Source organism: Aquiflexum gelatinilyticum (assembly GCF_024741135.1).
Classification (GTDB): Bacteria; Bacteroidota; Bacteroidia; order Cytophagales; family Cyclobacteriaceae; genus Cognataquiflexum; species Cognataquiflexum gelatinilyticum.
Window position 1 is genome coordinate 67,381 of record NZ_JANSUY010000021.1, and the last position, 14,857, is coordinate 82,237.

The 14,857-nt window shown below is 40.7% G+C and carries 12 protein-coding genes; 7 read left to right on the forward strand and 5 right to left on the reverse strand.

Annotation, left to right across the window (positions count from 1 at the left end):
- Positions 1-155 precede the first annotated feature (155 nt).
- Complete coding sequence (locus tag NU887_RS18080; RefSeq protein WP_258424789.1) at positions 156-1,448, forward strand: MFS transporter; 1,293 nt, start codon at positions 156-158, stop codon at positions 1,446-1,448.
- Here the strand turns inward: NU887_RS18080 and NU887_RS18085 are convergent, their stop codons facing one another.
- From NU887_RS18085 to NU887_RS18100, 4 genes are all read right to left on the reverse strand, one after another.
- Positions 1,449-2,504 (reverse strand): phosphohexose mutase family protein, encoded by a 1,056-nt coding sequence (locus NU887_RS18085; RefSeq protein WP_258424790.1) that lies wholly within the window; start codon positions 2,502-2,504, stop codon positions 1,449-1,451.
- 292 nt (positions 2,505-2,796) lie between these two features.
- Positions 2,797-5,265 (reverse strand): bifunctional UDP-N-acetylmuramoyl-tripeptide:D-alanyl-D-alanine ligase/alanine racemase, encoded by a 2,469-nt coding sequence (locus NU887_RS18090; RefSeq protein ID WP_258424791.1) that lies wholly within the window; start codon positions 5,263-5,265, stop codon positions 2,797-2,799.
- A gap of 23 nt (positions 5,266-5,288) precedes the next feature.
- Entirely contained in the window at positions 5,289-6,344 is a 1,056-nt protein-coding gene (locus NU887_RS18095; RefSeq protein WP_258424792.1) for a lysylphosphatidylglycerol synthase transmembrane domain-containing protein, read from the reverse strand.
- Positions 6,345-6,347: 3 nt separating this feature from the next.
- Positions 6,348-7,097 carry a segregation and condensation protein A gene (locus NU887_RS18100; protein WP_258424793.1) on the reverse strand — a complete coding sequence of 250 codons (750 nt, stop codon included), beginning with the start codon at positions 7,095-7,097 and terminating at the stop codon, positions 6,348-6,350.
- 184 nt (positions 7,098-7,281) lie between these two features.
- Here NU887_RS18100 and dxs point away from each other — a divergent pair, with 184 nt between their 5' ends.
- Together dxs and NU887_RS18110 are read left to right on the forward strand one after the other, a co-directional pair.
- Positions 7,282-9,198, forward strand: coding sequence for a 1-deoxy-D-xylulose-5-phosphate synthase (dxs, locus tag NU887_RS18105; RefSeq protein ID WP_258424794.1), 1,917 nt, complete (start codon positions 7,282-7,284; stop codon positions 9,196-9,198).
- Positions 9,199-9,261: 63 nt separating this feature from the next.
- A complete protein-coding gene (locus tag NU887_RS18110) occupies positions 9,262-10,023 on the forward strand; it encodes an alpha/beta fold hydrolase (protein ID WP_258424795.1) in 762 nt (253 codons plus the stop codon).
- 10 nt (positions 10,024-10,033) lie between these two features.
- Here NU887_RS18110 and NU887_RS18115 read toward each other — a convergent pair whose 3' ends face one another.
- Positions 10,034-11,473 (reverse strand): DASH family cryptochrome, encoded by a 1,440-nt coding sequence (locus NU887_RS18115; RefSeq protein WP_258424796.1) that lies wholly within the window; start codon positions 11,471-11,473, stop codon positions 10,034-10,036.
- Between the two features lie 103 nt (positions 11,474-11,576).
- Between NU887_RS18115 and NU887_RS18120 the strand changes: the two genes are divergently transcribed.
- From NU887_RS18120 to NU887_RS18135, 4 genes are all read left to right on the forward strand, one after another.
- Complete coding sequence (locus tag NU887_RS18120) at positions 11,577-12,146, forward strand: hypothetical protein (RefSeq protein WP_258424797.1); 570 nt, start codon at positions 11,577-11,579, stop codon at positions 12,144-12,146.
- Between the two features lie 41 nt (positions 12,147-12,187).
- On the forward strand, positions 12,188-13,258 hold the full coding sequence (locus tag NU887_RS18125) for a hypothetical protein (protein ID WP_258424798.1): 1,071 nt from the start codon (positions 12,188-12,190) through the stop codon (positions 13,256-13,258).
- A gap of 13 nt (positions 13,259-13,271) precedes the next feature.
- Positions 13,272-14,201 (forward strand): polysaccharide deacetylase family protein, encoded by a 930-nt coding sequence (locus NU887_RS18130; protein ID WP_258424799.1) that lies wholly within the window; start codon positions 13,272-13,274, stop codon positions 14,199-14,201.
- 104 nt (positions 14,202-14,305) lie between these two features.
- Positions 14,306-14,857 (forward strand): DUF5034 domain-containing protein, encoded by a 552-nt coding sequence (locus NU887_RS18135; RefSeq protein WP_258424800.1) that lies wholly within the window; start codon positions 14,306-14,308, stop codon positions 14,855-14,857.

A 14,857-nucleotide genomic window follows, 5' to 3' on the forward strand; every position in this document is an offset into this window, starting at 1 on the left:
TTTGCTTTTTATCCCGGTTTAATATGTTTCCCAAAATAATTGAGATTTAATACTAGAACAGTCTAGTAAGGAAGTGATATTATTTGACGTAACTTTATAAGACTTTGTGGGAAGTTAATAGCTGATCTTAAACACTCCAAACCAACCTTCTGAACTTGAACTACCTTCAGTTTGTCCGTAAAAACCGCGTGATGGTGATTTTTGGAATCATCATGACTGCCTTGTCAAGTTTTGGACAGACATTTTTGTTGGCCATGTATGTCCCGTTTTTGATGGAAGAATTCAAGCTTTCCAATGGATTGTTGAGTACTTTTTATGGGCTTGCTACCATCGGTGCTGCGGTGGCCTTACCCAAATTAGGGAAACTCATTGATTCCGTTCCTCTACCAAGATTCACCTTGGCCACCACTGCGACTTTTGTCATTTCCTTGTTTTTTCTAAGTATTTCTCAGGCTTGGTGGTATATCCTTATTGCTTTTTTTGGATTGAGATTGGCAGGTCAGGGACTCTATAACCATATCGCGATCACCACCATGTCCCGGTATTTTGAAGAAAACAGGGGCAAAGCCATCAGCCTGGCTTCATTGGGGCATCCCTTGGGACAGGCGGTTTTGCCTGCGATTATCTTGATTGTGATAGCGAAGATAGGGTGGCGGGAATCTCTTTGGCTCAATGCGGCTTTGGTCAGTATGGTAGTAACGGTATTTACCTTATTGGTTTTGAAACCTGAACATTTGGTAAGCGAGTCGGGAGAGGTGGTGGTTACAGATTCAGATGAAAAAAAGGTGGACCGTGTCAGACAAAGAGACATCATGAAATCAAAGCCGTTTTGGCTTTTGGCTCCAAATATCTTTTTTATCCCATTTGCAGTTACAGGACTTTTCTTTTACCAATTTGCCATCATTGACTTCAAAGGTTGGAATATAGGATTGGCTGCTGCGGGACTTACTTCCTATGCTGTCGCTAGTTTTTTGAGCATCCTGCTTTCGGGTCCGCTCATTGACAAGTATAAGGCTAAGACCTTCTTCCCATTTTATCTTTTCCCACTAATGGTCGCCTTGTTGATCATTTGGATGATCCCCAATGTCTGGGGGATTTTTGTTTACAATATCCTGATGGGTTTTTCAGTGGGTTTTGGGAGTGCTACTGTTGCAGCCCTTCAGGTGGAGTTTTTTGGACAAACCTATATAGGCACGGTCAGGAGTCTTTTTACATCCATTATGGTGTTGAGTTCGGCAATAGGACCTGCATTGTTTGGGATTTTTCTCGATTTGGGTTGGGGATTCCAAACCATTTTTCCTGTGATTTTGGGAATTCAGGTTTTGATTATGGTCCAATCATTTAGGGCTGTTCCCAAACATTCATGGGCAAAGTGGAAATACAAATACAAAAAAGTAACAGGCAAAAAAAGGAAATCCCCAAACCTTAGGATTGGGGATCGTTTTTGATCAGAGACCTCTGTTAAACATCTGGATGACCCGCAGGATTTCTGCATCCATCTCTTTGTTTCTCATAACATATTTTTCTTTGGAAATATAACCTCCCTTGATGCTTATGTAGTACACCATTTTTGTTTTGGAAGGAGCAAAAGTCACCGAAAGGTTATTAGCAGACTCGATTTTCAGGATGTTGTCCGTACTTCCCGCAAAGGAATTCACTTTATCGGTGAGGATATTGAATTTGACTCCTTTCTTATAATCAGTGACACTATTAAGAGGAAAAGTAGATTCAAGGGATTTTGGATTTTTCCTGAGGTTATCCATAATCGAAAGTAAATGCGACCGCTGTGCATCTGTATTTAAATCCACCGTAATGGTTTTTTCCTTGTAGAAGCCAAATTCATTGTAGATTTCCATCAGGTAATCAAAGAAAGTTTGCCCTGAAGATTTCAATTCATTTTCTTTTTGGGCGATCTCCACTATGATTTTGGAAAAGTCCAAAGCGGAATGGCAGACCTGTTGATCGATATTGAAAGCACAGATTGGGCTATTTTCATAGACCTTTTGAACCTCCGCCATTTTTGTTCTCAAATCTCCCGGTTCAATGATTTCGCTTTGGAATTTCAAACCTGATCTAATGGCCATATTTTCTATCAAGTCCGAAGTATGGATGGATTTTAGGCAAACCATGTCTTCATATTTCCCTGAATCTTTCCAGATTTTCAATAAAATTGCTGCCAATTGGTGGCTGTTGAGGATTACAAATCCACTTTTTTCATCCTTTTTGACAGCTATAGTCACTCTTTCGTTTGTCAAATCCGTACCGATGATCAGGTTATACCCTAAGTCGGTCGCTTGCTCGATAGCAGGTTTTAGGTTCATGAAATTGAAAACGGGATTGGGGTTTTCTTTTCCAGCATCCAACAGAATCTGATCATAGACAAGCTCAGAATCGTCTAAGAGGTTTGTAATTGGATCAATTTTTTCAAATGAGGCAAATAAGATTTTGGCTGTATCCATTTCGACAAGCTCTTCTGTTAGTTCTTGAACTGATGCTAAATTCATGATTATTCTTTTTGAGACGTTGGAATTACTATTTCAGATTTATTTCAATTACTAGGCATTCAACATAGTTTTTGCAATAAAATCAGCAAATCCAATGGCGGCAATAGGTGTTGGAGGAGTACCGGTAAGCGTTAAAAAATTGATAAAAGGTGGACTTTCCTACAAGATCAAATTTGAATTTCAAGTGCTTACATGACGTAAAGATACCAAATCAGGCTTGTAGAAAAAAGGATTAATTGATTTAGCTTTGATTGACCCAAAGTTTTGATAAATGATTTATGGCTAAATCCACTCAATCAAGATAATACACACGCTTTACCCGGCTGCTGATATTGGTGAGCAATTCATAAGGGATGGTTCCGATCCTTTCAGAAAGTTCTTTCAGGGAAATTCCGGGGCCATAGATAATTACTTCATCCCCTTCATTGGCCTCGATTCCCGTGATGTTGATCATGGTCATGTCCATGCAGACATTGCCGATGACAGGCGCCTTTTTCCCATCGATCAAGACAAAACCTTTACCGTTGCTGAATCTCCTGTCATAGCCATCTGCATAGCCCAAAGCGATGGTTGCGATCTTACCGTCTTCATCCATTTTTCCCTTTCTGCTATATCCGATTGTTTGACCTTGGGGGATTGATTTGATTTGGGAAATGGTGGTTTTCAGCGTACTGATAGGCTTGAGATGGGTTTCAAATTTCCCCGACACCTCGACGCCATAGAGACCGATTCCCAACCTGACCATATCCATTTGGTATTCAGGAAATTGGATGATGCCTGCCGAATTGAGTGCATGCCTCATAGGCTTATAATCCAAAGTACCGCTGATGGTATCACACATTTCTACAAAACTGCGAAGCTGCGCCAATGAAAAATCCCTGTGGATTTCCTCGTCTGCACCCACTAGATGAGTGTAAATGCTCTCAATGATCAATTGTGGATAACTTTTGATCATTGAAATCAATTCTTGAACATGTTCCTGTTCAAAACCGAGCCTATGCATGCCCGTATCCATGTCCAAATGGACCTTCATGGAGATATTCCTGTTTTGGCAAAATTTACCTAACTGCCTAAAAAAATCAGGACTGTACACTACAGGTTCTAGATCAAACTTTTCAAGGTGGATAAAAGACTCCTGAACAGGATTGAGCACCATAATCGGCAGTCGGATGCCTTCTTCCCTGAGTGCAACCCCCTCGTCAGTATAGGCCACAGCAAGGTAATCTGCACGTAATTGCTGCAGGTGGTTGGCGATTTCGGCTGCCCCACCGCCATAGGCAAAGGCCTTGACCATGACCATGACTTTGGTGTTTGGCAAGATTTGGGTTTTGTAAAAATTGTAGTTATGGGTCAAAGCATTGAGGTTAATCTCCAAAGTCGTCCCGTGAATCCTTTGTTGAAGCCTGTTGACAACCGCCTCAAATCCGAATTTTCTGGCCCCTGTCACCAGTATCAGGTCATTTTCAAAATCCTCTTGGGAAATATGGGAAATCAATGCTTCTGTATTTGGGAAAAACACGGATTTACCTTGGTAGCTATTGGTGACCAATTTTATCTTTTCTCCGACCCCGATGAAGAAATCGATTTGGTGGAAATTCAGAAGTTCGCCAACTTCTGTATAGACGATTTCAGTATTTCCGACCTGAAGCATGTCAGAAAGGACAATGACTTTCCTTCTTTTTGGCCTTTGCGCAGCCATAAAGTCCAAAGCCAACCTCAATCCAGCCAAATCATTGTTGTAGGTATCGTCGATTATCAGACAGTCATTGATTCCTGGTTTTAAAGTAAGCCGCATCTCGACCGCCTTGAGGTGGTTAAGGCCTTCCTGAATCAATGCCTCATCTAGCCCCAAAGAAAGAGAGGCCACAATCACATGTCGGATATTCTCCAAAGAAGCTTGGTCCGCAAAGGGCACCGAAAAAGTAAAAACACTCAAATCCGGCTTCATCAGCAGGATTTTGGATCGGTCTGATTCCTTTTTGATTGAAAGTGTATAGTCTGCTCCTGCCGTATCTGACCAAGAGATGAGTCTGTTTGAATCATATTTGGAAGTAAGCAAATCATGAATTTTTGAATGTTCTTTCCTGTATATGATAAGCTTGCTGTTTTCAAAAAGTATAGCTTTCTCAGCCAATTTTTGATTTTGGGATTCAAAACCCTCCTCGTGTGCAGTTCCGATATTGGTAAAAATTCCAATTTCAGGCTTGAGAATAGCTTCAAGTTTCATCATTTCCCTAGGCTTGGAAATGCCCGCCTCCATGATAGCAACCTGATGGTTTTGCTCGATTCCAAATACCGAAAGCGGTACACCCACTTGACTGTTGTAGCTTTTTGGGCTTTTGGCTACTGCATATTTCTGCCCCAAAACTTGTCCTAGCCATTCTTTGACAATGGTTTTGCCGTTGCTTCCTGTGATGCCGACCAGAGGACCGGAAAAAAGGGACCGCTCATAGGCTGCTAACTTTTGTAAAGCCTCATGTAGGTTATCCACAACAATGAAGGTACTGTCTGTAGTCAAATTATCTAAAACGGTGCTTCCTTTCTGAATCAAAAAGCTTCGTACTCCTTCCTCATGTACAGATTTGATAAAATCATGTCCATCAAACTTCGCCCCTTTGAGCGCTACAAAAAGTGTTTTTGACGGTTCAAGGATATTTCGGGAATCAATGGAAATCCAAGCTACAAGCCCTTGCCCGGATTGGGAAATCACTTCACCATCCACCAATCCACTTATTTGATGAGTTGTGAGAGATTGGATCATAGAATAATATTAAGGGTTTGGCTTTATTCTTCTTTCTTTTTGAAAAATACCTGCTTGATCCATCTTGGTAGAAAAATGGCTCCTAATATCAGATAAGGATAGTAAGAAAGCATTCTCCAAAGAATACTAGTGACAAAAGTGTAGCCGTTCAGGAACTCTGCAAAGAACTGCCCAAAGAAAAACTCCGCAGTGCCGCTGCTACCGGGGGTAGGGGAAATCATCATTACGATCCACATGATTACCTGTCTTGCAAAAATCACTACATGCTCCGAAATGCTCAATGATTCATAAGCCCCGATCAAAGCATTGAGCATAAGGTACCTTGAGCTCCAAATAAAGATAGTAGCCCCAACAATAGGTAGCCAATATTTGTAATTTTTTCCTATCAGTTCCTTTGAGGCTTCGATGATTTGATTGCCATATTCATTGGCTGAATGCTTCCATTTTTTTAGCCACCTGATGGAATAAATCTTAAGTAAAACCCATTTGAATACCCTTGGCTTATAGAATAATGCCAGAGCCATCACAAGAGAATAGGAGGCATAAAGGCCATAACTTACCCAAAACAAAACTTCAAGGCTTCTTCCTAGCCTCATTTCCATCATTCTACTCGCCGGAAATATATGGCCTTGGGCAAAATAAAGGATGATGGGTGCGCCAATCACAAAGAATAAATTATCCAAAATAGCAGTCACCATGACATAGGCGATGGCCTTGCCAAGTTTGATTCCTTCCTTGTTTAAAATGAAAATCGCCACAGCGGAACCTCCCACCACAGATGGCGTCACTGCCGAGGCAAATTCCCAGAGGATGATGACATAAAGTGCACGTCCCCAAGTGAGTTGTTGGTCTGTGACCGCCCTGATCCGGTATATATATCCCAAATCCCGAAACAAAATGACAACAATGGCTAACAGAATCCACCAGATCGATCCATCAAATACACCTTTTAAGGTTTGGGCATTGATATTGGGATCGAGATAAAACATCAAAAAAACTATTCCCAAACCAATAAGTATCGGAAACCAGACCTTATTGGGGTTGAGGGTTGCAAAAATCTGCTTGTTATCTAGTTTCATATCCTATACCGAAGGAACTGTTTCTTGCTTTTCTACCCAAAAATTGTTGAACCCTTCACCTATAGTAATGGTAACCATAGATAATTGTAATAATTCCAAAATCGCCAAGAAAGTGTAAATCACAAAGATTTTTTCAGGCTTGTAGCTGATAAACTCAGTAAAAGCGACCCGGTCTTTCCATGACATTTTTTCGAGGATAAAGTCTTTTTGCTGCCCAATGGTATAAGGATACTGTATGACGGTATGTTTTGTTTCATCTGTTCTTGAACTGTACTTTGACATGACCTTTTGAAATACTTTCAAAAGCTTGTACAGGTCCAAATCTTGCATTTCTGCATCGACATCATCTGCCTTAGCCAGCTGTTTGAGTTCTGAAAGGATGTTCCCTCTCTGCTGTTTGGCAAGCCTCGCCTCTTCCAGTTTCCCTAATTCGAGGATGACTGATTTGTACTTTTTATATTCCAATAAATGCCGGATCAATTCTTCCCTTGGATCAATTTCTTCCCCATTTTCGTCCAATTCTGGGCGGGGAATCAGCATTTTGGATTTAATTTTCATCAATGTAGCGGCAAAAAGGATGAAATCACTTGCCACCTCGATTTCCATTTTTTCAAGATGATGGATATAATCAAGAAAATCCTGAGTGATTTTTGAAATCGGAATATCATAAATATCCAGCTCATCCCTTTCGATGAAAAACAGCATCAAATCGAATGGCCCTTCGAAAAGTGGTAATTTGATTTCAAAACTCACTGTAAACTATTTTATTTTCTTAATTTTGCACATTAATCTTGTCCAAAGATATCCAAATAATGGTAATTTATTCATTTGGGACATAAAAAGACCCTTTTTCAATCCTGATAAAATTCAAAGAAAATTTTGAAAAACAATTGAGGTTGACAAATGTTAATTACCTTTATTAAGAACCGTATTGCTGATGATCATCAAACCAGGAAAATTACTCGCAAAGATCGATTCACCCGCCGATCTTAAAAAGCTTTCTAAAGACCAATTGGTACAGATCTGTGATGAACTGAGACAGTTTATCGTTGACAATGTGTCTGTTTATGGAGGGCATTTTGGTGCGAGCCTTGGTGTAGTGGAGCTTACAGTAGCGCTGCATTATGTCCTTAATACGCCAGAAGATCAGCTTGTTTGGGACGTGGGACACCAAGCATATGGGCACAAAATATTGACCGGAAGAAAAGGTCAATTTCATACAAACAGGCTTTATGGCGGACTTTCTGGTTTTCCCAAAAGGAAAGAAAGCGTATATGATACTTTTGGAGTTGGGCATTCAAGTACCTCTATTTCAGCTGCCTTAGGCATGGCAGTGGCATCCAAATACAAGGGAGATTCCAAAAAACAACATGTAGCCGTCATCGGAGACGGCTCCATGACCGGCGGTATGGCTTTCGAAGCAATGAACCATGCAGGAGTTTCAGATACCAATATGCTGATTATCCTCAATGACAACTGCATGTCGATCGACCCTAACGTAGGAGCATTGAAAGATTATCTGACTGACATTACCACTTCCCATACCTACAACAAAGTCAAAGACGAAGTTTGGAATCTGCTTGGCAAGATCTCGATGTTTGGTTCCTCGGCGCAGGATATTGTATCCAAAGTGGAAGGAGCCATCAAATCTGCCGTCTTGAAGCAAAGTAACCTCTTTGAATCATTGAATCTCAGGTATTTTGGACCGGTAGATGGCCATGATGTCCATCATTTGGTAGAAATACTTGCAGACATGAGAGATATTCCCGGTCCAAAAATCCTTCATTGTGTCACAGTTAAAGGCAAAGGTTATGCCCCTGCCGAGACTGGAAACAAAACCACTTGGCATGCACCCGGGCTTTTTGACAAAGTGACCGGTGAGATTTACAAAAAAATCCCTACCACACCACAGGCTCCAAAATACCAAGATGTCTTTGGCCATACCATCGTTGAGCTTGCCAAAGAAAACGATAAAATCATGGGGGTTACCCCGGCGATGCCATCCGGTTCTTCCATGAATATCATGATGAAAGAAATGCCGGATAGGGCTTTTGACGTGGGGATAGCAGAGCAACATGCCGTCACCTTTTCAGCAGGACTTGCTACTCAGGGATTGATTCCTTTCTGTAACATATACAGCTCTTTCATGCAAAGGGCTTATGATCAAGTGGTCCATGACGTTTGTCTACAAAACCTCCAAGTGGTGTTTTGCCTGGATAGAGCAGGTTTTGCAGGGGCTGATGGTCCGACCCATCATGGTGCCTATGACATTTCCTTTTTCAGATGTATCCCCAATATTGTGGTTTCTTCACCCATGGATGAGGAAGAATTAAGAAACCTGATGTACACAGCCACCAAATTTGAGGGTCCATTTTCCATCAGGTACCCAAGGGGTCAGGGGGTGATGGTAGATTGGAGAACCCCGATGAGGGAAATTCCAATTGGTCAGGGTAGGATTATTCGTGAAGGAGAGGACATTGCGATTTTGACGATTGGCCACATAGGCAATTACGCTGTGACCGCCTGCGACATGCTCGAAAAAGAAGGCTTCAATCCTGCCCATTATGACATGAGGTTTGTAAAACCCCTGGATGAGGCAATGCTGCATGAGGTTTTTAGTAAATTCAAAAAAGTAGTGACGGTGGAAGATGGATGCCTCATGGGGGGATTTGGGTCTGCAGTTTTAGAATGGATGGTGGACAACAGCTACCAAGCACAAGTCAAAAGATTGGGTATCCCTGATAGGGTAGTGGAACATGGTGAACAAATCGAACTCCACAGAGAATGTGGCTTTGATCCTGAAGGCATTGCAAATGCTGTAAAGCAAATGGCTGAAACTGCGGTAGAAAAGTAACCAAAAAATTACCCCTAAAATTTAAATCCCGGCCATAAGCCGGGATTTTGTATTTTTGGACATATGATCAAATTTGTTTCAAACGGCAAAGGCAACCCCATCATTCTAATCCATGGATTCTGTGAATCCAAGGAAATGTGGATAACTCATTCTAAGGAATTGGCCAAAAGCCATACGGTTTATTGCATTGACCTGCCCGGTTTTGGTGAAAGTCCTTTGGAACAGGATAACATAACTTTGGAAGAAGTTGCAGTTATACTTCATGATTGGATAGAAGAAGAAGGTATCCAAAATCCAGCTGTCATCGGTCATTCATTGGGTGGATATGTGGCCTTGGCTATGGCAGAACTGATGGGAAATGACTTGGCAGCAATCGGCTTGTTTCACTCAACTGCATTTCCGGATGATGAAGAAAAAAAGAAAACCCGAAACAAAACCATCACCTTCATCAAAAAACACGGTGTGGATAAGTTTATTGATTCTTTCGTTCCCCCTCTTTTTAGCGAACAGCACCGAATTACCCATAAAAATAAAATTGAAGAATTGACTGCCTTGGGTAAAAAAAGTTCCAAGAAAGGAGTCCTTGCTTATTTGTCTGCCATGCGGGACAGAAAGGACCGTATGGAGGTTTGGAAAAACTTTCTTGGCAGAAAGTTGATGATCGCCGGAGTTTTAGATGGGGCAGTCAAAATTGAAGGTAGCCGAATGCACGAACCTTATGCCGATGACTACTTCGAATTACCGGAGGTAGGGCATATGGGAATGTTTGAAGAAGAGGAAAAAACGTTGATAATTATCCAAGATTTTCTTTCAAAGATCGGGTAATCCTATTTTTTTAATACCTGCTTTTTTCCTTGACGCCTAACTTAACCATTGGAAAAGGATAATTTCCCCCCAATGCAATCCCAAATTGTTTCAATTCTTTTGTGGATAAATCAGAAGGTTGATGGATATCAAATCCCGGAATCTTTGATAACTCAGTAATCCAATACCTGACAAAATCCCCCTTTTTGTCATAATTGTTGGCTTGCTTCAGAATATTGAAATACCTGTTTTCTCTTAGGTCATTGCCGACTCCGGCAACATACATCCAATTTCCCCAATTGGAACAGACGTCATAATCTATCAGTTGGCTTTCAAAATACATGGCTCCCCATCGCCAATCAATTCCCAAGTCATTGACCAGAAAGGAAGCCACATTCTGCCTCCCTCTGTTGGACATAAAACCTGTTGCATTGAGCTCCCGCATATTGGCATCTACAAAAGGAATCCCGGTCATTCCATCAGCCCATTTCCGGAAAAGTTTTTCATCTTTTCGCCAGTTATCCACATTATCTTTTATACCCTGAATTTGAAAAATTTTGTTGCCATGTTTTTTGCTGATAAACCTGAAATAATCCCTCCAAATCAATTCAAAAATCATCCAATAAGTAGAATCATTCTTTTTTCTTTCATTTTCATAGCGCCCTACTTCTTCATAAATGAACCTGGGAGAAATACAGCCCAAAGCCAACCAAGCTGAGAACTTGCTGCTGTAATCCGGTCCCAATAAGCCATTTCTGGTTTCTTTATAAGTCTTCAGACAGTCATTTTCCCAAAAATAGCTTTGGAGACGTTGAATCCCGGCATCTTCCCCGCCAACAAATGGCAAAACACCTTTTTTGGCAACTGAAGGTTCACTCAATCCAAATGTGGATAACTCAGGGATTTTTCCCAATTCAATACCAATTTCAGGAAATTTGATCTTTCTAGGCTTTTCAATGGACTTTCTGACCTGGCTGAATTTTTCGCACTCTTTTCTGAATTGGGTAAAAATCTCAGGCGTCTGACTTACAGGGAAAGGCAAATCCTCCATGTGAAACATGGTGCTTTGCCAAAAAGTCTTGGTTTCAATTCCTTTTTTCCAAACAGCATTTTCAAGATTTTTTTCAACGGATTTTTCTTCCTGAGTCACTTCCTCTGAGAAAAAAATAGCCTCGGCCTGAAATTCAACTGCCAATTCAGGAAGCAATTCTTCGGGTTTTCCAATTCTGACAATCAGGTTGGCACCTGCTTTAATCAGGTTTTTTCTCAAGTTATCCACAGACTCTATCAGGAATTTTGCCCTGAAATGCCCTGTTTTTTCGATTCCCAAATCTACTTTTCCAAATTGCCTTGGGTCAAAGCAATACACAGGAATAATTTCAGAAGACTCTTTCCAAGCTGAAAATAAGGCTGCATGATCATGCAACCTTAAATCATTTTTAAACCAAACTATTACTCTATTGTACTTCATTTGTAGGATGAACAGCCTGTATAATAAAAGTGTTTGGGCAAAACCCGTATATTGTAGAAGAAATCGATATAAAGTTTTCTATTAGCCTCCATTAATTTTCCTTATGAAACCCTACTTATTTCTCCTATTGATTTGTTTTTTGAGCTCCCAAATTTCAGCCCAAGATAAAGAAGCCAATCAGGTTTTTTGGGAGTCATTAACAAAACATTGCGGGAAATCCTATGAAGGAATAGTAACCACTCCCATCTCTGAAAATGATCCATTTGCCGGCAAAAAACTTGTCATGCATGTGGTAGATTGTGGAGAAGGATTTATCCACATCCCTTTTTTTGTCGGGGAAGATAAATCCCGGACATGGGTTTTGACCATGGATAATGGTTTGATGAAATTGAAGCATGACCACAGACATGAAAATGGGCTACCGGACAAAATTACCCAATACGGAGGGACTGCATCCAATACCGGAATGGCAGGGACACAGTTTTTCCCCGCAGACCAAGAGACTGCCGATCTAATACCGGCTTCAGCAACCAATGTGTGGTGGATAACTTTAGATGAAAGTTCTTTTACCTACAATTTGAGAAGGATGGGGACCGACCGGTTCTTTTCTGTAAAATTTGACTTGACCAAAGAAGTCAAAAGCCCGGGGCCAGCCTGGGGTTGGGAAAAATGAAAGTTAAAAAAATGGAATATTAGTTTTTATTGAATCAAAAAATGAAAATACCTATCACCATTAAAATGGGTTTAATTTCATGTTTTATTTTCCTGGCAGGGAAATCCCAAGGATTATCACAGGATCTTAATCTTTTTGATTCGGAGGAAATCCTCGAAATCTCTATGAAAGGTGATTTTGACAGGCTTTTTAAAGACACCAAGGGGGAACCGCAGTATTTTGATTTTTCGTTATCCTATGTGGATAACTCCGAAAAGAGCCTTGATATCCCTTTGAAAATAAGAACAAGGGGCCATTTCAGAAGGGAAATGAATATTTGTAATTTTCCACCGCTCTTGCTGAACTTTGCGAAGGAAACTACCATAAATACCGTATTTGAGAAGCAGGATAAACTCAAACTTGTCATGCCCTGTAGAGGGGAAAAGTACTTGTTGCGAGAATTTTATGTGTATAAATTATACAACCTGATCACCGAACAGAGTTTCAAAGTGAGGTTGGTCAGGTTGACATTTGAAGACCTATCCTCCAAGCCAAAAGATTTTGAACCCGTTCTTGCATTTCTGATAGAAGATGAAGACCTGATGGCCGAACGCAACGGGATGACTTCAATCAACCAAGAACTCATCCGACCTGAAAGTATTCCTGCACCTGATTTTCTTAGGATGGCAGTATTTCAATATTTGATTGGAAATACAGATTGGTCCATCCAATACCGACAAAACATCAAATTGATCAATGTGGATAAAGCCTCCCTGCCCATTGCTGTCCCATATGATTTTGACCATGCGGGAATTGTGGAGGCACCTTATGCCAAGCCTGCCCCTGAACTTAAAATGCTCTCTGTAACAGAACGGAGATATAGAGGCTATTGCATGGAAGACATGAAAGTATTTGATGAAACCATTGCCCTGTACAATTCAAAAAAAGAAGCGATTTACAATTTGTATGCTGAAAGCAAGCTTTTTGATGAAAAAACCATCAAATCAACTGTTAAATATTTGGATGGGTTTTATGATTTGGTGAACAATCCCAAAAGACTTAAAACTGAATTTCAATATCCATGCCTTGAAGATGGGACTGGAAATGTAGTTATCAAAGGCCTCAAAAAATAGACCCCAAAGTCAAATGAAAAAGTTATCCACAATATTCTTTTTATTTTTTGTAACCCTGTCTTTTGCGCAAGAAAGAACTTTGGCCGAAAAACTTGGCTACACCAAAACCGATAAATTACTCATCATCCATGCTGACGATATAGGTTTGTCCCATTCTGAAAATATCGCTACCATTTCCTCTATGACCGAGGGTTTTGTGAATTCCACCAGTATTATGATGCCCTGCGCTTGGTCTACTGAAGTGGGAGAACTGATCAAAGATCACCCAAACCTTGATATAGGAGTGCATATTACCTTAACCAATGAGTGGTTCAATTACAAATGGGGACCAATGGCAGACAATGTGCCGGGATTACAAGGGCCGGATGGCTACATGTACCCCGATTGCGCCTCAGTAGCCAAAAATGCTAGTCCCGCGGAAGTGGAAAAAGAAATCCGTGCCCAAATCGAAGCTGCTTTAAGGATCGGAATCAAACCTACCCATCTTGATTCCCACATGGGCTGCATCTTCTATGGCAGGCCTGAGTTTCTTCACTCTTACCTCAAATTGGCAAAAGAATTTGGTTTCCCTGCGATGGTTGTTCCTGAAATGGTCGAATCCATTATAAAAACTAACCCCGAATTGTTCAAAGACATCGATGTGGATAACTTGCTTGTCATTGATCAGGTAGCTATTGCCTCTCCAACTATCTATGATGAAAAAGGAATGGAAGGATTTTATTCGGATTTGTTCAGCAACCTGGAATCTGGTATCACTGCACTTCTAATCCATGTCGCCTATGATGATGAAGAAATGAAGGCGGTCACCGTTCGTCACCTCTATTGGAATTCTACTTGGAGACAGGCAGATTACGATTTCTTCACCAGTGAAAAAGGCCGGCAATTGATCAAAGACAACAACATCAAACTCGTTACCTGGAGAGAAATCGCATCAGTAAACTAGCTTTTATGGAAATAATTTATTTGATTGGTATCGGATTAAGCTGGCTATATAATTCCAACTTCATCTGATAATTTTAATTTACTATCTCGCAAAATATTACGGTTATGTTTAGAAATTCATTTATCAACACCTTGGGTGTTGGATTGTCGTTGCTTTTGTTCACCTCCTGCGAAACCACCTGTAAAGACACCCTCTTTGAATTGGAAGAATTGTCAATGGTTCCAAGGACTATTGATGGAGCAGGAAACAGTATTTGGTACAATGATGACGCACTTCCCATCGACAGGCTGATTGTCAATATCCGAATGGTAAAACCAGTTCAGGTACTATTTAATCCAAGTCCTGAATGTCCCTTGGTTTACAAAAACAGTAATCCTGTCACTTCTTTCCAATTGGTCAGCAATGAAGATTTCAATGATGCATATCCTGCCGGTTCGGATTTGTTTGAAGTTGTTAGTTTTTCAGATTTAACAAAGGCCTATACCAAAGAGGAATTTGTAGATAACTTTGTAAATGAATCCAATTTTGGCACCTTCTATTTCACATTTACCGAAAGTCCTGAAGTTTCTGAAATGCATTCCTTGAAAATTATTGCCAGGTTTCAAGATGGTTCTACCAAACAATCCTCCATCATTCCGGTATTGCTGACGCCATAA